We start from the raw sequence: 21511 nt of genomic DNA on the forward strand, positions 1-21511 counted from the left end.
GCTCAGATCTTCTCGTTCGTAACCCACAGCCACCATTGCCGCGTCGAGCGCAGCGGCCCCATCCTGCGGCAGAACCCGACCGCGGCCAGGTCGTCGGCGATCTCCTGCGCGGCGATCTGCAAGCCGAGGAAGGTGTCCACCCCGGCGAACGGCCCGCCGAGCGTCGCGCTGCCGGAGGCGTATATCCGTCCTGTGCCGCTGCGGGTGCCGATCAGCTCGAAAGTCGTGTCCACGTCCAGCCGACCGAGCGGATTACGGCCCGCGCCGGTGTGGTCGAGCAGGTCTGCCAACAGCCGGTGCTCCCGGACGTCGGCTTCCAACCCCGTGCAGTCGATGATGTAGTCGACGGTCGTGTCGAACGGTTGCGTCGGCGGCGGAAAAGGCAAGGGCGCGCTGGAATCCGGAAGAATCGTGGCGACCACGCCTTGCCGTCCAGCGGCAGGACGCGGAGCGCGCATCGTGCCGGCCATCACCTGGTACCACCCCTCCCGGCGGCCACGGCGCAACTGTTCCTGCCAGTTGTCGCGGATGGGGGTGTTGGTGCCGGAGATCTCCTTGTACGCGCGCGCCCGTTCCTCGCCTTGCAGTCGTCGCACCTTCTGCTTGAGCTGACCGCCCCACACCGACTTCGGATAGTTGAAACCCTGGTAGGCCCATCCGTCGCCGCCCTTGCGCCTGCTGAAGATGTTCTTGCCGTGCGAGCCTGCGATATACGTGCGGAACAGGTGCAGGATCCGGGTGTCGAGCCGGTATTTGTCCCGGTCGTCGATGAGCCGTTGCAGGACGCGGCTGGCCACGATCCCGCTGCCACGGATCAGCACCGTGCCGGGCCGCCGCTGGAGCGCCTGGTAGACGTGCTCATGCGGCTCGTAGGCATTGACCACACGGGTCGGATCACGATGGGTCTCGCGATACTCCTGCAGATCCGGCAGCAGCTTCAGCCCCGGATAGCCGACGGCGACATGGACATACGTGCTGCGGAAAGCGACCCGCTTGGTCGGTGCCGAACCCGCGGGCGGGGTGAGGATGGTGAAGTATCCGCCGCCGTTGCGCTTGCGGACCATGCGCACGTGCCCGCGGTGCAGCGAGCGGGCATAGCCGATGCGGTGGAATTCCCGCTCCATGGAGGCGAACGCCTGGCCCGCACGCGGGGTGTAGTAGTTGGCGAAGATCGGCTCGACGAAGACGTTCCACAGCGGCTTGATCGACTTGTCCGCGATCGCCTCCCGCACCGCGTAGGACGGAAAGCCCCAGATGTTGTCCGGCGTGGAGGCCGAGTCGCTGCGCAGGCGTTCGCCACGGGGGATCTGCGACACCCTGGTGAGGTACTCGTAGGAGGTCCACGGGTGCTCCTGCGGACCGAGCACCGCCATCGCTTCGGCGGGCACGCCGAAGATCCGGAGCGTGTCGTAGGTGACGAACGATCCGATCCCGCTGCCGATGGTCACGAACGGTACGTCGAACACCGGAATCCCGGCGCTGCCGAGCATTTCATCGGTCCATACGTCGGTGTCGACGAGGGCCTGCGTGATATCTCCCCGCATTGGCCGGACTTTACCGGCAGATCCTTATCAACTGCTTGCCATCGGCTTTCGCCGGACGACCGCACTGGTGACGCGCCGCGCACGACGCGTGTGAACCATCTGCGCCGAACCTGCCACGCGGTATGCCCTCGCGGACGTACCATGCCGTTCGTGGCCGATTCCACTCGTTCCACCCCACTGCGGGTCCTCGTGTACAGCAACGACGCCGACACCAGGCGCCAGGTGATCCAGGCCTTGGGCAAGCGTCCGAGCGCAGAGCTACCGGAGTTCGAGTACCTGGAGGTCGCCACCGCTCCCGTGGTGATCGCGCAGCTGGACGCCGGTGGCATCGACTTGGCTGTGCTCGACGGCGAGGCCGCCCCCGTCGGCGGGCTCGGCATCGCGAAGCAGTTGAAGGACGAAGTCGATCCGTGCCCGCCGCTGCTGGTGCTCACCGGCAGGGCCGACGACGCATGGCTTGCCAGCTGGTCGCGCGCGGAGGCAGCGGTGGCGCATCCCATCGATCCGCTCCGGCTCACCGAGGCCGTCGTGGCTCTGCTGCGCAGCCGCTCCGCGGCCTGAACCCGCCAGCGATTCATAGCGATCATGAATTAATTCACCCGGGCGCGCCGCCGCGCCCGGACCGCCGGTAAGCGACCCTCGACCGCGCCGCCCTCGGCGCCGTTGTTCGCCGCGCAGTTTGTCGCCTTTTCCGACTGCGAACCCGCTCGGGACCACATTTGACGTCGCCGTACCCGACACCTCAACGTTTCCAACTGACCGTTCACCCAACGGTGCGGACCCCTCGCGCGGATTACCACCGTTTCGGTCATAAATGCTTGTACTGAATTCGATCAAAAGCCGTCGCCAAACGCGGTGCAGGCCGCCGGTTCAGTTGTAGGCTGTGCCCTACCTCACACGGAGATGGGTCCGGTAATGACCGTCCCCGGGTGGAGCCGAGGGGCGAGTCTGGCCGAGGCGGACAACGACGTCAGCCCGCCTCGGACGCTGTTGTCAGCTGCCGCTCGCAAGGAGGGGAAGTGCAGTCGTGAACATCGAGGTGCCGACACTTGTACTCGGCGCGATCGCGGCGGCGTTCGCGCTGTTCTCCATCGTCCTGTCCGCCCTGGTCGGCCCGAAACGACGAAACCGGGCAAAGCTGGAACCCTACGAATGCGGTATCGAACCCACGCCGCATGCCGTGGCGGGCGGACCGGGAAACGTTACCGGGCAACGCTTTCCGGTGAAGTACTACCTCACCGCCATGTTGTTCATCATCTTCGACATCGAGATCGTGTTCCTCTACCCGTGGGCAGTCCACTTCGATGCGCTCGGTCTCTTCGGTCTGGCCGCGATGGCGTTGTTCATCGTCAACGTCTCGGTGGCCTACGCCTACGAATGGCGACGGGGTGGGCTCAGCTGGGACTGACCACCGCGCAGCCGAATTCGTAGCCGACGAGTGGAAGCGAGTCAGTAGAACATGGGTCTCGAGGAAAAACTGCCCAGCGGCTTCCTGCTGAGCACCGTCGAGGATTTCGCCGGATACCTGCGCAAGGGCTCCCTGTGGCCGGCCACCTTCGGGCTCGCCTGCTGCGCCATCGAGATGATGGCCACCGGCGGGGGCCGTTTCGACATCGCCCGCTTCGGCATGGAGGCCTTCCGCGCCTCGCCGCGGCAGGCCGATCTGATGATCGTCGCGGGCCGGGTGAGTCAGAAGATGGCTCCGGTGCTGCGCCAGGTCTACGACCAGATGACCGAACCCAAATGGGTGCTGGCGATGGGCGTCTGCGCCTCCTCCGGCGGGATGTTCAACAACTACGCCATCGTGCAGGGCGTCGATCACGTGGTGCCGGTGGACATCTATCTGCCCGGCTGCCCGCCCCGGCCGGAGATGCTGCTGAACGCGATCCTGGCATTGCACGCCAAGATTCAACAGATGCCGCTCGGCGTCAACCGCGAGGAAGCCATTCGCGCCGCCGAACAGGCCGCGCTCGCCTCGACGCCGACAATCCGGATGGAGGGTCTGCTGCGATGACCTTCGACACCCCCGACGACACCGAAACACCGCCCGCGCACGACGCGATCGATGCCGCCGCCACCGCGGGCCCCGAAGGCACACTGCCCGAGGAGGATTCCAGGCCGGCGGAGGCCGACGTGATCGGCGTGCGCCGCGGCATGTTCGGCGTCACCGGCACCGGCGACACTTCCGGCTACGGCCGCCTGGTCCGCCCCGTCACCCTGCCCGGCGGCACGCCCGCCCCCTACGGCGGGTACTTCGACGAGTTGGTCGCCGCGCTCCACGCCGCGCTCGCCGCCACCGGCGCCCGCTCCGACGCCGCGCTCGAGAAGGTGATCGTCTTCCGTGGCGAACTCACTTTGCACGTGCGCCGGGAGCATCTACCCACGGTGGCCCGCGCGTTGCGCGACGATCCCGCACTGCGATTCGAGCTCTGCCTCGGCGTCGACGGCGTGCACTACCCGGAGGACTCCAGCCGTGAACTGCACGCCGTCTACCACCTCATGTCGATCACGCACAACCGCCGTCTACGGGTGGAGGTCTCCGCACCGGACGCGGACCCGCACATCCCCTCGCTCTACGAGGTGTATCCGACCACCGACTGGCATGAGCGCGAGACCTACGACTTCTTCGGCATCCGGTTCGACGGGCACCCCTCGCTGACCCGGATCACCATGCCGGACGACTGGCGCGGTCACCCCCAGCGCAAGGACTACCCGCTCGGCGGGATCCCGGTCGAATACAAGGGCGCGCGCATCCCGCCGCCCGACGAGCGGAGGGCATACAGCTGATGAGCGACACCGACACCGAACCCGAGGTCACCGCGCCCGAGCCCGCCACGGTCACCGTCGCAGGCCAGGACTGGGACCAGGTGGCCGAGACGCTGTCCGGCGCGGGCGAAGAACGCATCGTCGTCAACATGGGTCCGCAGCATCCGTCCACCCATGGTGTGCTGCGCCTGATCCTCGAGATCGAAGGCGAGACGGTCACCGAGGCCCGCTGCGGAATCGGCTACCTGCACACCGGGATCGAGAAGAATCTCGAATTCCGCAACTGGACCCAGGGCGTCACGTTCGTCACCCGGATGGACTACCTGTCGCCGTTCTTCAACGAGACGGCGTACTGCCTTGGCGTGGAGAAACTGCTCGACATCACCGAGCAGATCCCCGAGCGCGCCACCATCGTCCGCGTGCTGCTGATGGAACTCAACCGCATCTCCTCGCACCTGGTCGCCCTGGCCACCGGCGGCATGGAGCTCGGGGCGTTGACGCCGATGCTGTTCGGCTTCCGCGAACGCGAGCTGATCCTCGACGTGTTCGAGACGATCACCGGCCTGCGGATGAATCACGCGTTCATCCGCCCCGGCGGCCTGGCTCAGGACCTCCCCGACAACGGCGTCACCAAGGTGCGCGAACTGCTCGCGCTGCTGCCCGAACGGCTGCGCGATATGGAGCGCCTGCTCACCGCCAACCCGATCTGGAAGGCCCGCACCCAGAACATCGGCTATCTCGACCTGCAGGGCTGCATGGCCCTCGGCATCACCGGCCCGGTGCTGCGCGCCACCGGTCTGCCGCACGACCTGCGCAAAGCCCAGCCCTACTGCGGCTACGAGAACTACGAATTCGACGTTCCCATCACCACCGGATGCGACTGCTACGGCCGCTACGTCATCCGGGTGGAAGAGATGAAGGAATCGTTGAAGATCGTCGAGCAGTGCCTGGACCGGTTGCGGCCCGGCCCGGTCATGATCGATGACAAGAAGATCGCCTGGCCCGCCGACCTGCAACTCGGCGCCGACGGACTCGGCAACTCTCCCGAGCACATCGGCAAGATCATGGGCAGGTCCATGGAGGGCCTGATCCACCATTTCAAGCTGGTCACCGAAGGCATCCGCGTTCCGGCCGGCCAGGTGTACGCGGCCGTCGAGTCGCCGCGCGGCGAGCTCGGCGTGCACATGGTCAGCGACGGCGGCACCCGGCCCTACCGTGTGCACTACCGCGACCCCTCGTTCACCAATCTGCAAGCGGTCGCGGCGATGTGCGAGGGCGGCATGGTCGCCGACGTCATCGCCTCGGTCGCCAGCATCGACCCCGTCATGGGCGGAGTGGACCGATGAACCCGGCAACAGACGGCGATACCCCGAACGGTGGCTACGGGACCGGTGGCACACGGGTCCTGCTGAAGCTCAGCGCCCGGCCCGAGCCGTACCAGCCCTTCGTGCGCGAACGGCTCGAAACCGACGCCAAGGAGATCATCGCGCGCTATCCGCATCCGCGCTCGGCGCTACTGCCCCTGCTGCACCTGGTGCAGTCCGAGGAGGGTTGCGTCACCGGCACCGGAATCGAGTTCTGCGCCGAGCAATTGGGCTTGACCGGCGCCGAAGTCACCGCGGTCGCCACCTTCTACTCGATGTTCCGGCGCACACCGACCGGCGACTACCACGTCGGCGTCTGCACCAATACGCTCTGCGCGGTCATGGGCGGCGACGCCATCCTCGCCGCACTCGAGCGCCACCTCGGCATCGGGCACGGCGAGACCACAGCGGACGGATCGATCACGCTGGAGCACGTCGAGTGCAACGCGGCCTGCGACTTCGCGCCGGTCGTCATGGTCAACTGGGAGTTCTTCGACAACCAGACCCCCGAGTCCGCGCGGGCGCTGGTGGACGCGCTGCGAGCCGGACAGCAGGTCACCCCGACCAGGGGCGCGCCGCTGTGCACGTTCAAGCAGACCGCCCGCATCCTCGCCGGTTTCCCCGACGAGCGCCCCGGTGTGCTCGACGGCGCGGCCGGTGACGCGACACTCGCCGGCCTGCGGGTGGCCCGCGAACAGGGCATGCGCGCCCCCGCGCCGGAAGAGGACACGGAGGGCAGGCGATGACGCTCACCCCGGTGCTGAGCACCTACTGGGACGATCCGCAGTCCTGGACGATGGACACCTACCTGCGCCACGACGGCTACCAGGCGCTGCGCACCGCCCTGCGGACGGACCCGGATCAGATCATCCAGACCGTCAAGGACGCGGGCCTGCGCGGGCGCGGCGGCGCGGGCTTCCCCACCGGCATGAAATGGAGTTTCATCCCGCAGGGGCCGGGTCCCGACGGCGTCACCAAACCGCACTACTTGGTGGTGAACGCCGACGAATCGGAACCAGGCACCTGCAAAGACATTCCGCTAATGCTGGCCGCCCCGCACGCGCTGATCGAAGGCGTCGTCATCGCCGCCTACGCCATCCGCGCGGCGCACGCGTTCATCTACGTGCGCGGCGAGGTGGTTCCGGTGCTGCGGCGGCTACAGGCCGCGGTGGCCCAGGCCTACCAGGCGGGCTTCCTCGGTCATGACATCCTCGGCTCCGGCTACGACCTCGAGCTGATCGTGCACGCGGGCGCGGGCGCCTACATCTGCGGTGAGGAGACCGCACTGCTGGACTCGCTGGAAGGGCGCCGCGGCCAGCCTCGGCTGCGCCCGCCGTTCCCCGCCGTCGCGGGTCTGTACGCCTGCCCGACCGTGGTGAACAACGTCGAGTCCATCGCCAGCGTGCCGCCCATCATCCGCAACGGCATCGCGTGGTTCCGCTCCATGGGCAGCGAGCGCTCGCCCGGCTTCACGCTCTATTCGCTGTCGGGTCACGTCACCCGGCCCGGGCAGTACGAGGCCCCGCTGGGCGTGACGCTGCGCGAACTACTCGGCTACGCCGGTGGCGTGCGCGCCGGGCATCGGGTGAAGTTCTGGACTCCGGGCGGCTCGTCCACGCCGCTGTTCACCGAGGAACACCTCGACGTGCCGCTCGACTACGAAGGCGTCGCGGGTGCGGGATCCATGCTCGGCACCAAAGCCTTGCAGATCTTCGACGACACCACCTGCGTGGTGCGCGCCGTGCTGCGCTGGACGGAGTTCTACGCCCACGAGTCCTGCGGCAAGTGCACCCCATGCCGGGAGGGCACCTACTGGCTGGTGCAGCTGCTGCACCGTATCGAGGCGGGCACCGGCGTCGCATCCGACCTGGACAAGCTGCTCGACATCAGCGACACCATCAACGGCAAGTCGTTCTGCGCCCTCGGCGACGGCGCGGCCAGCCCGATCATCTCCTCGCTGAAGTACTTCCGCGAGGAGTACGTCGAACACCTGCGGCTGGGCCGCTGCCCGTTCGACCCGGCGCGCAGCACGGCATGGGCCGAGTCAGGAGAAGAGGTCCGATGAAACCGGTATCGCGGAGCGATTCGATCAGGGGTGGCGGCCGGGCGGCGAACGGGCCTGCCGCCGTGCGTGACAACAACGGCGGGCCCGCGCCCGCCGACCTGGTGACCGTGACCATCGACGACACCGCCGTCAGCGTGCCGCCCGGCACACTGCTGATCCGGGCCGCCGAGCTCATCGGCATCCAGATCCCCCGCTTCTGCGACCATCCACTGCTCGACCCGGTCGGCGCATGCCGTCAATGCCTGGTCGAAGTCGAAGGGCAGCGCAAGCCGGTCGCCTCCTGCACCATGGCCGTCGCCGACGGCATGGTGGTGCGCACCCAGCTCACCTCCCCCGCCGCCGACAAGGCGCAGGAGGGCGTGATGGAGCTGCTGCTGATCAACCATCCGCTGGACTGTCCGGTGTGCGACAAGGGCGGCGAGTGCCCGTTGCAGAACCAGGCGATGTCCACCGGCCGCGCCGAAAGCCGGTTCGACGGCCGCAAACGCACCTATCCCAAACCGATTCCGCTGTCCACGGCCGTGCTGCTGGACCGGGAACGCTGTGTACTCTGCGCCCGCTGCACCCGTTTCTCCCAGCAGATCGCGGGCGACCCGTTCATCGAACTGATGGATCGCGGCGCGCTGCAACAGGTCGGCACCGCGCAGGCCGAACCGCTGGATTCTTATTTCTCCGGCAACACCGTGCAGATCTGCCCCGTCGGCGCGCTCACCGGCACCGCCTACCGATTCCGCGCGCGCCCGTTCGACCTGGTGTCCAGCCCGAACGTCTGCGAGCACTGTGCCTCCGGCTGCGCCCAGCGCACCGACCACCGGCGCGGCAAGGTGTTGCGCAGGCTGGCCGGAGACGACCCGCAGGTCAACGAGGAGTGGAACTGCGACAAGGGCCGGTGGGCTTTCGCCTACGCCACCGGACCCGACCGGCTCACCACCCCCCTGGTGCGCGGCTGGGACGGCGAACTCGCCCCCGCCTCGTGGTCGCAAGCGCTGGCCGCGGCCGCGGAGGGGCTGGCCGCGTCCTTCGGCAACGCCGGCGTGCTGGTCGGCGGCCGGGTCACCGAGGAGGACGCCTACGCCTACGCGAAGTTCGCGCGAGTCGCCCTCGGCACCAACGATGTCGACTTCCGCTCCCGCGCGCATTCTGCCGAGGAGGCCGATTTCCTCGCCGCCCGCGTCGCGGGCCAGGACGGCGCGGTCACCTACGACAGCATGGAAGCCGCACCGGTCGTCCTGCTCGTCGGATTCGAACCCGAGGAAGAATCGCCGATCGTCTACCTGCGCCTGCGCAAGGCGGCCCGCAAGCGCGGCCTGCCGATCTACTCGCTCGCGCCGTACTCCTCGCGCGGGCTCGAGCGCATGTCCGGACGGCTGATGCGCGCCGTGCCGGGCGCCGAACCGCATCTGCTCGACGCCATCCGCACCGGCGAGATCACCACGCCCGGCGCGGATCCCACCCAGCTGGCCGATCTGGCCCGGCTGCTGCGCGAACCCGGTGCGGTGATCATGGTCGGCGAGCGGATGGCGGGCGTCGCGGGCGCGCTGTCGGCCGCGGTGCGCCTCGCCGACGAAACCTCGGCCGCCCTCGCCTGGGTGCCGCGCCGGGCAGGCGAACGTGGCGCGGTCGAAGCGGGCGCCATGCCCGGCCTGCTTCCCGGCGGCAGGCCCGTCGCCGATCCCCGTGCCCGCCAACAGGTCCGCGCTGTCTGGAACGTGCCGGAGCTGCCCGTCGGCGCGGGCCGGGACACCACGGCGATCCTGGAGGCCGCCTCCGGCCTCGGCGCGCTGGTCATCGGCGGAGTCGATGTCGCCGACCTGCCCGATCCGGCCGCAGCGCTGGCCGCGATCGACGCGGCCAGGTTCGTGGTAAGTCTGGAACTGCGCCGCAGCCCGGTCACCGAACGCGCCGACGTGGTCTTCCCGGTAGCCGCGGCCATGGAGAAATCCGGCACCTTCCGCACCTGGGAGGGCAGGCCGCGCCCGTTCGCCGCCGCGCTCGGTGACGACATGGTGCGCCGCCAGACCGCGCCGCTGTCGGATCAGCGCGTGCTGCACGCCATCGCCGAAGAGATGTCGGTGCGCCTCGGCCTGCCCGACATCGAATCCGCCCGCGCCGAACTCGCCGAACTCGGCGCGTGGGACGGCGCACCCGTCACCGCCCCCACGCACGGGCCGAACCCGTTGCCGCGGCTCGAGCCGGGAACGGCGGTGCTCGCCAGTTGGCGCATGCTGCTGGACGAAGGCCGGATGCAGGACGGCGAACCGAATCTGGCCGGCATCGCCCGGCCCCCGGTGGTGCGCCTGTCGGCCGCCACCGCCGCCGAGATCGGCGTACAACCCGACGACCCGGTCACGGTCGCCACCAGCCGCGGCACGGTCACGCTCCCGCTGATGATCAGCGACCTGCCCGACCGGGTGGTCTGGCTGCCGCAGCACTCGCCCGGCTGCTCCATCGCCGAGCAACTCGCCGTGCAGCCCGGCGCGATCGTGCATCTGCGGCACGCCGACGAGAGGATGAAGGAGCACCGTCATGAGTGATCTCGCCGCGCTCGCCTTGACCTCCACGGTTACCCGCGCCGCCTCCGATCCCTACGCGCCCGCCGGCTTCGGGCACGACCCTTTGTGGCTGGTGATCGTCAAGGCGCTGGCCGTCTTCGTCTACCTGATGCTGATTCCGCTGATCGCCGTGCTCGCGGAACGAAAGATCGTGGCACGCATGCAAATGCGGATCGGCCCCAACCGGACCGGGCCGTTCGGCTCGTTGCAGAGCATCGCCGACGGCGTGAAGATGGCCCTCAAGGAGGACATCGTCCCGGCGATCGTGGACAAGCCGATCTACATCCTGGCGCCGGTCATCTCGGTGGTGCCCGCCTTCATGGCGTTCGCGGTGATCCCCTTCGGGCCCGAGGTGTCGTTCTTCGGTGTCATCACGCCGTTGCAGCTCACCGATCTGCCGGTGGCGGTGCTGTACATCCTCGCGATCACCTCCATCGGCGTCTACGGCATCGTGCTGGCCGGATGGTCGTCGGGCTCGACCTATCCGCTGCTGGGCGGGTTGCGCTCGACCGCGCAGGTCATCTCCTACGAGATCGCGATGGCGCTGTGCTTCGCGACGGTGTTCCTGCTCGCGGGCACCATGGCCACCTCCGGCATCGTGTCCGCGCAGGAAGGCACCTGGTATGTCTTCCTGCTGCTGCCGTCGTTCCTGATCTACTGCGTCTCGATGGTCGGCGAGACCAACCGGGCGCCGTTCGACCTGCCGGAGGCCGAGGGCGAGCTGGTCGGCGGCTTCCACACCGAGTACTCCTCGCTCAAGTTCGCCATGTTCATGCTGGCCGAGTACGTCAACATGGGAACGGTGTCCGCGCTGGCCACCACCTTGTTCCTGGGTGGCTGGCACGCCCCGTGGCCGCTGAACATGTGGGACGGCGCCAATTCCGGTTGGTGGCCGGTGCTGTGGTTCACCGCGAAGGTCTGGACGTTCCTGTTCGTGTTCATCTGGCTGCGCGGCACACTGCCCCGGCTGCGCTACGACCAGTTCATGAACCTCGGTTGGAAACTGCTGATCCCGACCTCGCTGGCTTGGGTCATGGTGGTGGCCACCGCACGGGTGTTGCAGGCCGAGGGCTATCGGGTGCAAACCCCCATCCTGGTGATCGGCGGCTTGGTGGTCACCGGCCTGCTGGTGCTGCAATTCCTGCGGGCGGGCCGGGCGCAGGCGGCGCCGCCACCGGTCGAGCAACCCGTGACCGCGGATTCCCCCGAGTCGACGGTCTTCCTCGGCTTCCCGGTTCCGCCGCTGCCCGCCGACGCGCACACACGCGACGCCACCCGCACCAAAGCCGGGCTGTTCGATCCACTGGGCGGGTTCGCGGTCACCGCGGGCACCATGTTCAAGAAGCCGAACACCGAGTTCTATCCCGAGCAGAAGACGCCGACCGCGCCGCGTTACCACGGCAGACACCAGCTCAACCGGCATCCCGACGGCTTGGAGAAGTGCATCGGCTGTGAGCTGTGCGCATGGGCCTGCCCCGCCGACGCGATCTACGTCGAGGGCGCCGACAACACCGAGACCGAACGGTTCTCGCCCGGTGAACGATACGGCCGGGTCTATCAGATCAACTACCTGCGCTGCATCGGCTGTGGCCTGTGCATCGAAGCCTGCCCCACCCGGGCGCTGACGATGACCAACGACTACGAGATGACCGATGACAACCGGGCCGACCTGATCTACGAGAAGGACCGATTGCTCGCCCCGTTGCAGCCCGGGATGACCCCACCGCCGCACGCCATGCACCCCGGCGCCGACGAGGCCGACTACTACCTCGGCCGGGTGCCCGGCGCGCCTGCCACCAGCGGTGCCACGGCGACCGACGCGCTCCGCAAACCCGCCGCCGCCGGCGCGGAAGGAGTGACACGATGACCGAACTGATCCTGGCCGCGGAGCCACTGACCCGCGCATCCACCGGCGAGACCGTCCAATTCTGGATCCTGGCCCCTATCGCCGTGCTCGGCGCGCTCGGCATGGTGTTCGCCCCCAAGGCCGTGCACTCCGCACTGTGCCTGGCCGCCACGATGATCGCGCTGGCCGCGTTCTACATCGCCCAGGACGCACTGTTCCTCGGCATCGTGCAGATCGTGGTCTACACCGGCGCGGTCATGATGCTTTTCCTGTTCGTGCTGATGCTCGTCGGCGTCGACTCCGCCGAATCGCTCAAAGAGACCATCCGCGGCCAGCGACTCGCCGCCGCCGCGGTAGGCATCGGCTTCGGGCTGCTGCTCAGCGGCGGCATCGCCCACGGCGTACGCGAATCCGGAACCACCTTCCCCGCCAACGGTTTCCCCGGCCGCAACGTGATCGCCGAATTGGCCGAACTGATCTTCCTGCGCTACGTGTGGGCCTTCGAACTCACCGGCGCCCTGCTGATCACCGCAACCATCGGCGCCATGGTGCTCGCGCACCGCGAGCACTTCGGCCCCCGCACCGATCAGCGTGAACTGTCGCGCCGCCGCTTCCGCGAGAAGGGCCACCGCGCCACACCACTGCCCACCCCCGGCGTCTACGCCAGGCACAACGCGGTGGACATTCCCGCGCGGCTGCCCGACGGGTCGTTCGAGGAACTGTCGGTCAGCACCATCCTGCGGCACCGCCGCACCAGGGCGCTCACCGAAGCGGCCGTCATCTCGGTCGGCACCACGCCCGCGGCGGACGCGGCCGACACACCCAGCGACGAGGAAGGCAACCGGTGAATCCCGAGAACTACCTGTTCCTGTCCGCCCTGTTGTTCACGATCGGCGCGGCCGGAGTGCTGCTGCGGCGCAACGCCATCGTCGTGTTCATGTGCATCGAGTTGATGCTCAACGCGGTGAACCTCGCGTTCGTCACCTTCGCCCGGATGCACGCCAACCTCGACGGACAGGTGTTCGCGTTCTTCACGATGGTGGTCGCCGCGGCCGAGGTGGTCGTCGGCCTGGCCATCATCATGACCATCTTCCGCACCCGCCGCTCGACCTCGGTCGACGACGCCAACCTGCTGAAGTTCTGACGTGGACACCGCAACGCTGTGGCTGCTGCCCGCCCTCCCCCTGGCGGGCGCGATCGTCCTGCTGCTGACCGGACGTTACGCCGACAAGTGGGGCCATCTGCTCGGCACCGCGCTGGCCCTGGCCTCGTTCGTGGTCGCCGCGCTCGCGTTCGCCGACATGCTCGGGCGCGACACCGCCGACCGCGCGGTGCGCGAGGATTTGTTCAGCTGGGTTCCGGTAGCCGGTCTCCAGGTCGACTTCTCGCTGCGACTCGATCAGCTGTCGATCTGTTTCGCGCTGCTGATCACCGGCGTCGGCTCGTTGATCCACATCTACTCGATCGGCTACATGAGCCACGATCCGGCTCGGCGGCGGTTCTTCGCCTACCTGAACCTCTTCCTCGCGGCCATGCTGCTGCTGGTCCTGGCGAACAACTACCTCGTGCTCTACCTCGGCTGGGAGGGCGTCGGCCTGGCCTCCTACCTGCTGATCGGGTTCTGGCACGAAAAGCCCTCGGCGGCAACGGCGGCCAAGAAGGCCTTCGTCGTCAACCGGGTCGGCGACATGGGCTTGGCGATCGCGATGATGGTCATGTTCGCGACGTTCGGGTCGATCGACTTCGACGTCGTGTTCGGCGCCGCGTCCGCCGCGGGCGAGGGCACACTCACCGCGATCGGCCTGTTGCTGCTGCTGGCCGCGTGCGGCAAGTCCGCGCAGGTGCCGCTGCAATCCTGGCTCGGTGACGCGATGGAAGGCCCCACCCCGGTGTCGGCGCTCATCCACGCGGCAACCATGGTCACCGCGGGCGTGTACCTGATCGCGCGCTCCAACGCGATCTTCGACCTCGCACCGAACGCGCGCCTCGGCGTGGTGCTGGTCGGCGCGGTCACCCTGCTGTTCGGCGCGATCATCGGCTGCGCGAAGGACGACATCAAGAAGGCGCTCGCCGCCTCCACCATGAGCCAGATCGGCTACATGGTGCTGGCCGCCGGACTCGGCCCCGCCGGATACGCCTTCGCCATCATGCATCTGCTCACCCACGGGTTCTTCAAGGCCGGGCTGTTCCTCGGCGCCGGTTCGGTGATGCACGCGATGAACGACGAAACCGACATGCGCCGCTACGGCGGACTGCGCACCCTGCTGCCGATCACCTACGTCACCTTCGGCCTCGGCTACCTCGCCATCATCGGTGTTCCGCCGTTCGCCGGATTCTTCTCCAAAGACCGGATCATCGAGGCGGCGTTCAACCAAGGCGGTCTCGGTGGAGTCGCCTTGGGACTGGTCACGCTGCTGGGCGCGGGACTGACCGCGTTCTACATGACGCGGGTCATGCTGATGACGTTCTTCGGCGAACGGCGCTGGAAACCGGACACCCACCCGCACGAAGCCCCCGCGGTGATGACCGGGCCGATGATCCTGCTCGCCCTCGGCTCGATCGGGGCGGGCGCGGTGTTCGTCTTCGGCTCCTCATTGCAGAACTGGCTCGAACCGGTCGTGGGCGCCCACCACGGCACCGAAGCCGTTCCCGCGGCGCTGGTCACCATCCTGGCGCTGGGCGTGGTCGCCGTCGGAGTCTGGGTGGCCTACTCGCAATACGCGCAGCGCGACATCCCCGAGACCGCACCCGAAGCCGTCTCCGCGCTCACCGTCGCGGCGCGCCGCGACCTCTACGGCGACACGGTCAACGAAACGGCGTTCATGCGGCCGGGACAGTACCTCACCCGGGCGCTGGTCTTCCTAGACAATCGCGGCATCGACGGCGTCGTGAACGGCACCGCGGCGCTGATCGGCGGGTTGTCCGCACGAGCCCGGCGTGTGCAGTCCGGCTTCGTGCGCTCCTATGCCCTGTCCATGTTCACCGGCGCGGCCCTGGTGGCCGCAGCCCTGCTGGCGGTGAGGTTGTGGTGAGCGAGTTCCCCTGGTTGACGACGCTGTGGCTGGCGCCGGTCGTCGGTGCGGCGATCGTGCTCGTGCTGCCCGCCGCGCGACGCACGCTCGCGCGCGCGGTGGCACTGGCCATCTCGGTGCTCACGCTCGGTATCGGCATCGCGCTGGCGGTGCGCTTCGATCCCGGCGGCGCGCAATACCAGTTCGTCGAATCCCATCAGTGGATTCCGGCGTTCGGCGCCGGATACACCCTCGGACTGGACGGCATCGCACTGGTGCTGGTGCTGCTGACCGCGGCACTGGTGCCCCTGCTGATCCTGGCGGGCTGGCACGACGAACGCGAAGTCGGCAGCGGCAGGCGGGTGGCCCACACCTACGTCGCGCTCATCATGCTCGTCGAGGCGATGGTGCTGGTCTCCTTCGTCGCCTTGGACATCCTGCTGTTCTACGTCTTCTTCGAGGCGATGCTCATCCCGATGTACTTCCTCATCGGCGGGTTCGGGCCGCGCACCGGCGACGCGCTGGTGCGCAGGCAGCGCTCGCGCGCGGCGGTGAAGTTCTTGCTGTACAACCTGTTCGGCGGGCTGATCATGCTGGCCGCGGTCATCGGGTTGTACGTACTCACCGCCCGCGAAGGTTTGGGCGAAGGGTCCTCGGGCACGTTCGATTTCCGCACCGTCGTCGCCGCCGCCAACGCCGGGCAGCTCGGCGCGGGTCCCGCGGTGCTCAATGCCCTGTTCCTCGGGTTCATGTTCGCTTTCGCGGTGAAGGCGCCCTTGTGGCCGCTGCACACCTGGCTGCCCGACGCCGCCGTCGCCGCCACGCCTTCCAGCGCGGTGCTGATGATGGCGGTGGTCGACAAAGTGGGCACCTTCGGCATGCTGCGCTACTGCCTGCCCCTGTTCCCCGACGCGTCGAGCACCTATGCGCCGCTGGTGATCACGCTCGCGGTGATCGGCATCGTCTACGGCGCGCTGCTGGCCATCGGGCAGACCGACGTGATGCGCCTGATCGCCTACACCTCGATCTCCCACTTCGGTTTCATCATCCTCGGCGTCTTCGCCATGACCAGCCAGGGGCAGACCGGCGCGACGCTGTACATGGTCAATCACGGCATCTCCACCGCCGCACTGTTCCTGGTGGCCGGGTTCCTGGTGTCCCGGCGCGGAACCCGGCTCATCGCCGAGTACGGCGGCGTGCAGAAGGTGGCCCCGGTGCTGGCGGGCACGTTCTTCATCGCCGGTCTCGCGACGCTCTCGCTACCCGGGCTCGCACCCTTCGTCAGCGAATTCCTGGTGCTGATCGGTACCTTCACCCGCTACCAGTTCGCCGCCGTGATCGCCGCGGGCGCGCTGGTGCTCGCTGCCCTCTACGTCCTGTGGCTCTACCAGCGGATGATGACCGGACCGGTGAAGAAAGGCAACGAGCGGATCTGGGATCTCGCCCCGCGCGAACTCGCCGTCGTGGTACCGCTGATCGCCGCGCTGCTGTTCCTCGGCATCTACCCGAAAGTCTTGACCGACTTCATCAATCCCGCGGTGAGCCAGACCCTCACCACCATCGGCCGGACCGACCCCGCACCGTCGACACCACCGGCGGAAGCGGGATCGACCCACCATCCCGGAGGTGTCCACAAATGACCGACCTCGCCTCCACCGCGACGCTCGCCGCGAGCGTTCCCGCGCCGAGCATCGAATACGGCGCCCTGTCCCCCATGCTCATCGTGTTCGGCGCCGCCGTACTCGGTGTACTGGCCGAAGCGTTCGTCGCCCGGCACTACCGCTATGCCACCCATCTGGTACTGAGCGTGGTCGGCTTGGTCGCCGCGCTGATCGCGGTGGTGCTGCTGGCGGGCACCGAATCCACCGCTGTCGCCGGTGCGGTCGCGATCGACGGCGTGACGCTGTTCCTGCAGGGCACGATCCTGGTGGTGTCGCTGCTCGGGATCCTGTTCATCGCCGAGCGCGGAGCCGAGCCGCGTCTGCGGGCGCGGTCGGGCCCCGGAACCTGGAGCCGAGCCGCCGCCACCCTCGAACGCGGTGTGGACGCGTTCACGCCCCAGGCCTCGGCGGTGCCCGGCAGCGCGACCGAAGCCGCGGCGCTGCGCGCGGGTGTCGCGACCACCGAGGTGTTCCCCCTGACGCTGTTGGCCGTCGGCGGATTGCTGCTGTTCCCGGCGTCCAATGACCTGCTGACCATGTTCGTCGCCCTCGAAGTGCTGTCGCTGCCGCTGTATCTGCTGTGCGGTCTGGCCCGGCGCAAGCGGTTGCTCTCCCAAGAGGCGGCGCTGAAGTACTTCCTGCTCGGCGCGTTCTCCTCGGCGTTCTTCCTCTACGGCGTCGCGCTGCTGTACGGCCAGGCGGCTACGGTGCGACTCGGCGGCATCGCCGACGCGATCGCCCAGCATCCGGACAACGCGACGCTGGCGGTCCTCGGGATCGCGATGCTCGCGGTCGGCCTGCTGTTCAAGATCGGCGCGGTGCCGTTCCAGTCCTGGGTGCCCGACGTCTACCAGGGCGCTCCCACCGCGATCACCGGGTTCATGGCCGCCGCCACCAAAATCGCGGCGGTCGGCGCGTTGGTGCGTGTGCTGCAGGTCGCGGTGCCCGGTCTGCGCGACGACTGGCGGCCCATCCTCGCGGCCGTCGCGATCGCCACCATGGCCGTCGGCGCGGTCATGGCGATCACGCAGACCGACGTCAAACGAATGCTTGCGTATTCCTCGGTGGCGCATGCCGGGTTCCTGCTCACCGGCCCGGTGGCGGCCAACGACCGCGGTGTCGCGGCCGTGCTGTTCTATCTGCTGGCTTACGGAATCGGCACACTCGGCGCGTTCGCGGTGGTCAGCTCGGTCCGCGAGCCGGACGGTGACGAGGCCACCGGCCTGCCACGGTGGGCGGGGCTGGGCCGCAGATCACCCTGGCTGGCAACGGTATTCGCGCTGTTCCTGCTTTCCTTCGCGGGGTTGCCGCTCACCAGCGGCTTCGTCAGCAAGTTCACCGTCTTCGAAGCCGCCGCTTCGGGCGGCGCGGCGCCACTGGTCGTCATCGGCGTGATCTGCAGCGCCGTCGCGGCGTTCTTCTACCTGCGGGTCATCGTGCTCATGTTCTTCACCGACCCGCCCGCCGACGCGCCGCTGCTGGTCAGCCCGCCGCTGACGACGACGATCGTGGCGGTCACCGCGGCGATCACGTTCGCGCTCGGTGTCTTTCCGCAGCCGTTGCTCGATCTCGCCGATCAGGCGGCGACGTTCGTTCGCTGACCGGCCCGCTCGCCCCGATGCCGCCGCACGACCGCGGCGGCATCGTCGTCTCACGGCTCGACGCACTCAGGCGCCGCGCCGGCCTTGCAGCGCTTTCGCGATCAGCGCCCGGGCTCGATCGCCGTACTCGGCTTGGTCGGCAAGGATCGCGAAGGTCTTCTCGTGCAGCGCGATCTCGGACGGGCGCGTGATGGTCAGCTCCGCCGAGACCGTCTCGGTCAGCACCTGTGAGCGGTCGTAGATGACGAAGTTCGTCGCGGGGGCGCGGTACTCGGCGCAGATCGGGATGATGCCCAACCGCACAGTCGGGTTGGCCATCACCGCGAGCAGGTGGGCGAGTTGCTCGGCCATGACGATCGCGTCGCCGACCGTGCGCCAGAGCGCGGCCTGGTTGACCACGAAGTGGAACCGGTGTTTCGCCCGGAAGAGCACCTGCTTACGGGTCATGCGCGCGGCCACCGCTTCTTCCAGGTCGTCGCGCCCACCGGTCACCGCGATGCAGGCGGTCAGGATCGCGCGCGCGTAGCCCTCGGTTTGCAGCAGCCCCGGCAACGTGTCCGGCGCGTACCAGCGGATCTGCGAGGTCTGCGATTCCAAATGGATCGATTGCCGTTGCCTGCGCGCGTGCCCGGAGGCGACGGTGCGCTGCCATTCCAGGTACATCGACTGCAGATTGCGCGCATTGGCGACCAGATCGTCCAGCACGGCGGTGTTACCGCACGCTTCACACCACGCGGCGAGGTCCGCTTCCGACGGCGTCTGCTTGCCGCCCTCGATCCGGGAGACCTTGCTCGAATGCCAGCCGCACCTCGCGGCCAGCTCCAGGCCGGTGAGGTGGGCAGCGCGACGAAGTTCACGCAGGCGCGCGCCCAGCACCTCGCGTGCGTCCGACACACCGTTCACTCGGGTACGTGCTCACTCTCGCAATATCGTTGATGATCGATGCCCATGGGCCACAGCCGTTCCCGCACCCGCAGGTACCGGGCGACCAGCGCCGGATCAGTACTGATCGACAGCCCGGTGAACGCCCCGTTCTCGGCGAAGGTGTTGAAGGCCACCGTGTCCGAGTCGAACAGCCAGTAGTCGTCGTGCGGCAGATCCGCCGCGTCGACCAGATGCCGCGGTAGCCAGCGCACCGCCTCGCCGGTGGCGATGTTGTCGTCGGTCGCCGACAACAACCACCGGGTGTAGCCGGTATGCGGGACCGTCACGACACGTAGTCGCTCCAGCGTGACTCCGCGGGTGGCCGACTCGACCATCAGAGCATCCCAGGCTTTCCACGACTCGGGCTGTTCCTCTCGCTCGTACGCTACTCCGGCATCGAAGCGGCGCAACGCTTCCTGCTCGTCCTCCATCAGGTACTGATCTCTCACCTCCAAGTGGAAAGCGCGGAATCGAGCCGCCCGAAAGAGCGGCTCGAAACAGCGGTCACCGGCGACGTGCAGCATCAGCGCACCACCACGGCGGTTTCGTGACAGTCGAGGGTCAACTGGGCGAGCAGTTCGGGGTCGGTGACCGGTTCGCCGGCCACCAGCACCGATCCGCAGGTTCCACTCGGCTCCACCCGTAGCCACATGCCTGGTTCCAGCCAGTCCAGCAATTGGTGCGGTACACGCACCGTGCCCGTGCGGTCGGTGGCATCGCCCTGCACCACGAGCACGCCGGTGTCGGTCGCATACACGGCGGGGCAAGCTCCATGGTCGGATCCGGATCCGAGAAGTCGCAGGTTCATAGCTGATCCTTTGCGAGAGCTGGCGGACGATGTCGTGCAATCGTCCCCACCGGACCCGATGCCGGTCAACGCACTTCGCAAAGTCGCGCAAAATGTGGGCGGCGGTATCGGTGTGGCTTCTACCGTCGATTCGGCAACCCGGGCCACCGCGCCGATGTCGGTCCCGGGCTGCCTTCTCCTCGAGGGAAAGGGCCGCGACATGATGAGACGCCCCAGGACTGCCGCCGATTTCGCGGTGCTGGGTGTGCTGGCGCCGGGCGGGTTGCTCACTGTGGAGCAGCTGGCGCAGCAGGCGCGGCTGACCGCCTGGTCGGTGCGCAGCGCATTGCTGCGCCTGCAGTCGCGCGGTTTGATCATGGACTGCCAGCACCGCGGCCGCTGGGCCATCACGCCGCGCGGCCGCGGCGAGTGGGCCGCGAAGGGCCGCAGATTCACGTTGTGAGCCGGATCCCGAGACTTCGCAGGCGACTCCAGCCGATTCAGGACTTGTCGAGGATTTCGCGCAGCCGGTCGGCGAAGGCGCCGGGATCGTCGACGAATCCGGTGTGTCCACCGGGGAACAGCGTTGGCGTCAGGTCGAGCGCCGCGGCGAGCGCGCGCGAGGTGCGATCACAGAATTGCCCGGCGGATTCCGCGCCGATACCGATGACGAGACGAGTGGACGCGTGGCGCAGGGCGCGGATATCGGGTTCCCAGGTGGTGGTGCCGCGGATCTCGTGGGCGAACCAGTAACGTTCACTGGCCAGCTGCCGCGGGTCGCGCTCCGGGCCGAACATCTGCTCGAGCACCGGCTCGGGCATCGCAATGTTCGCGGCCGCGAAGAACTTCCGCCAAGCGCCGAGCACGTCGCCTCGGGCATAGGTGGCGACGAGGTCGTCGGTCGCGGCTCGATGCGCGTCCCGGTCGGCGATCAGCGCGTTGATCGGTGGTTCGTGCGCGATCGCCGTAGTGACGAGATCAGGACGAGACCGGGCGAGTGCGAGCGCGGTCACCGCACCGCCACTGGAACCGAAGACCACGGCGGGCCCGGCGTCGACATGCGCGATCAGCCGGACGAGGTCGTCGGCGCGCAGTTCCGGCGTCGAGTCCGCTTCGGCGTCCTTCAGCGTGGAACCTTGGTGCCCACGCGGGTCGGTGGTGAGCACGGTGTGGTCCACGGCCAGCAGGTCGGCCAACGGCGCGAACGCGGCGGCGTCCATCGGCGCGCCCGCCAGTACGACCAGCGGGCCCGCGCCACGCAGTTCGTAGTACAGGTGCGCACCCGGGACGTCGAGGGTCCGCGCGGTGACCGCGGACGGCAGATGGGTCATGGGTTCTCCTCGTGCAGTCGGTTCCCTCTTCGGAATGCAGACGATGTGCACGAACGAAA

At 68.3% G+C, this 21511-nt stretch carries 20 protein-coding genes; 15 read left to right on the plus strand and 5 right to left on the minus strand.

Features of this window, described 5'->3' with window-relative positions:
- Nucleotides 1-2: 2 nt before the first annotated feature.
- On the minus strand, nt 3-1544 hold the full coding sequence (locus ACIHAX_RS15010; protein WP_364426404.1) for a hypothetical protein: 1542 nt from the start codon (nt 1542-1544) through the stop codon (nt 3-5).
- 141 nt (nt 1545-1685) lie between these two features.
- On the opposite strand from ACIHAX_RS15010, the gene ACIHAX_RS15015 reads away from it, so the two are divergent.
- The 14 genes from ACIHAX_RS15015 to nuoN all read left to right on the plus strand — a co-directional run bounded on the left by ACIHAX_RS15015 (nt 1686) and on the right by nuoN (nt 18410).
- Nucleotides 1686-2105 carry a hypothetical protein gene (locus tag ACIHAX_RS15015; RefSeq protein ID WP_355073991.1) on the plus strand — a complete coding sequence of 140 codons (420 nt, stop codon included), beginning with the start codon at nt 1686-1688 and terminating at the stop codon, nt 2103-2105.
- 466 nt (nt 2106-2571) lie between these two features.
- Entirely contained in the window at nt 2572-2952 is a 381-nt protein-coding gene (locus ACIHAX_RS15020) for an NADH-quinone oxidoreductase subunit A (RefSeq protein ID WP_067807371.1), read from the plus strand.
- A gap of 51 nt (nt 2953-3003) precedes the next feature.
- Nucleotides 3004-3558, plus strand: coding sequence for an NADH-quinone oxidoreductase subunit B family protein (locus ACIHAX_RS15025; RefSeq protein ID WP_040866749.1), 555 nt, complete (start codon nt 3004-3006; stop codon nt 3556-3558).
- Nucleotides 3555-4331: an NADH-quinone oxidoreductase subunit C gene (locus tag ACIHAX_RS15030; protein WP_397277905.1), complete on the plus strand. Its 777-nt coding sequence runs from the start codon at nt 3555-3557 to the stop codon at nt 4329-4331. The genes ACIHAX_RS15025 and ACIHAX_RS15030 overlap by 4 nt, the downstream gene beginning before the upstream one ends.
- Nucleotides 4331-5656: an NADH dehydrogenase (quinone) subunit D gene (nuoD, locus tag ACIHAX_RS15035; RefSeq protein ID WP_379254450.1), complete on the plus strand. Its 1326-nt coding sequence runs from the start codon at nt 4331-4333 to the stop codon at nt 5654-5656. Before ACIHAX_RS15030 ends, nuoD begins: the two co-directional genes overlap by 1 nt.
- A complete protein-coding gene (gene nuoE / locus ACIHAX_RS15040; RefSeq protein ID WP_355073996.1) occupies nt 5653-6420 on the plus strand; it encodes an NADH-quinone oxidoreductase subunit NuoE in 768 nt (255 codons plus the stop codon). Before nuoD ends, nuoE begins: the two co-directional genes overlap by 4 nt.
- Entirely contained in the window at nt 6417-7739 is a 1323-nt protein-coding gene (nuoF, locus tag ACIHAX_RS15045; protein ID WP_355073997.1) for an NADH-quinone oxidoreductase subunit NuoF, read from the plus strand. The genes nuoE and nuoF overlap by 4 nt, the downstream gene beginning before the upstream one ends.
- A gap of 101 nt (nt 7740-7840) precedes the next feature.
- Nucleotides 7841-10273: an NADH-quinone oxidoreductase subunit G gene (locus ACIHAX_RS15050; RefSeq protein WP_397278069.1), complete on the plus strand. Its 2433-nt coding sequence runs from the start codon at nt 7841-7843 to the stop codon at nt 10271-10273.
- Complete coding sequence (gene nuoH / locus ACIHAX_RS15055) at nt 10266-12158, plus strand: NADH-quinone oxidoreductase subunit NuoH (protein ID WP_397277908.1); 1893 nt, start codon at nt 10266-10268, stop codon at nt 12156-12158. The genes ACIHAX_RS15050 and nuoH overlap by 8 nt, the downstream gene beginning before the upstream one ends.
- The gene (locus ACIHAX_RS15060) at nt 12155-12985 is read left to right on the plus strand and encodes an NADH-quinone oxidoreductase subunit J (RefSeq protein ID WP_355074000.1); all 831 of its coding nucleotides are present in this window, start codon (nt 12155-12157) and stop codon (nt 12983-12985) included. Before nuoH ends, ACIHAX_RS15060 begins: the two co-directional genes overlap by 4 nt.
- Nucleotides 12982-13281, plus strand: coding sequence for an NADH-quinone oxidoreductase subunit NuoK (nuoK, locus tag ACIHAX_RS15065; protein WP_355074002.1), 300 nt, complete (start codon nt 12982-12984; stop codon nt 13279-13281). The genes ACIHAX_RS15060 and nuoK overlap by 4 nt, the downstream gene beginning before the upstream one ends.
- Nucleotide 13282: 1 nt before the next feature.
- The gene (nuoL, locus tag ACIHAX_RS15070) at nt 13283-15169 is read left to right on the plus strand and encodes an NADH-quinone oxidoreductase subunit L (RefSeq protein WP_364426423.1); all 1887 of its coding nucleotides are present in this window, start codon (nt 13283-13285) and stop codon (nt 15167-15169) included.
- Nucleotides 15166-16788, plus strand: coding sequence for an NADH-quinone oxidoreductase subunit M (locus ACIHAX_RS15075; RefSeq protein WP_397277910.1), 1623 nt, complete (start codon nt 15166-15168; stop codon nt 16786-16788). Before nuoL ends, ACIHAX_RS15075 begins: the two co-directional genes overlap by 4 nt.
- Entirely contained in the window at nt 16785-18410 is a 1626-nt protein-coding gene (gene nuoN / locus ACIHAX_RS15080) for an NADH-quinone oxidoreductase subunit NuoN (RefSeq protein WP_364426429.1), read from the plus strand. Before ACIHAX_RS15075 ends, nuoN begins: the two co-directional genes overlap by 4 nt.
- A gap of 66 nt (nt 18411-18476) precedes the next feature.
- Here nuoN and ACIHAX_RS15085 read toward each other — a convergent pair whose 3' ends face one another.
- Genes ACIHAX_RS15085 through ACIHAX_RS15095 form a run of 3 tightly spaced genes read right to left on the minus strand, consistent with a single transcriptional unit; the run spans nt 18477 to nt 20091 of the window.
- On the minus strand, nt 18477-19304 hold the full coding sequence (locus tag ACIHAX_RS15085) for a helix-turn-helix transcriptional regulator (RefSeq protein WP_364426432.1): 828 nt from the start codon (nt 19302-19304) through the stop codon (nt 18477-18479).
- 5 nt (nt 19305-19309) lie between these two features.
- Nucleotides 19310-19858 (minus strand): DUF6879 family protein, encoded by a 549-nt coding sequence (locus tag ACIHAX_RS15090; RefSeq protein WP_355074012.1) that lies wholly within the window; start codon nt 19856-19858, stop codon nt 19310-19312.
- A complete protein-coding gene (locus ACIHAX_RS15095; protein ID WP_355074014.1) occupies nt 19858-20091 on the minus strand; it encodes a hypothetical protein in 234 nt (77 codons plus the stop codon). Before ACIHAX_RS15095 ends, ACIHAX_RS15090 begins: the two co-directional genes overlap by 1 nt.
- 250 nt (nt 20092-20341) lie before the next feature.
- Between ACIHAX_RS15095 and ACIHAX_RS15100 the strand changes: the two genes are divergently transcribed.
- On the plus strand, nt 20342-20584 hold the full coding sequence (locus ACIHAX_RS15100; RefSeq protein WP_159929549.1) for a helix-turn-helix domain-containing protein: 243 nt from the start codon (nt 20342-20344) through the stop codon (nt 20582-20584).
- 37 nt (nt 20585-20621) lie between these two features.
- Here the strand turns inward: ACIHAX_RS15100 and ACIHAX_RS15105 are convergent, their stop codons facing one another.
- The gene (locus tag ACIHAX_RS15105; RefSeq protein WP_397277913.1) at nt 20622-21452 is read right to left on the minus strand and encodes an alpha/beta fold hydrolase; all 831 of its coding nucleotides are present in this window, start codon (nt 21450-21452) and stop codon (nt 20622-20624) included.
- Nucleotides 21453-21511: the final 59 nt, after the last annotated feature.

Source organism: Nocardia sp. NPDC051929 (genome assembly GCF_044548645.1).
In the GTDB taxonomy this organism is placed as follows: Bacteria; Actinomycetota; Actinomycetes; order Mycobacteriales; family Mycobacteriaceae; genus Nocardia; species Nocardia sichangensis.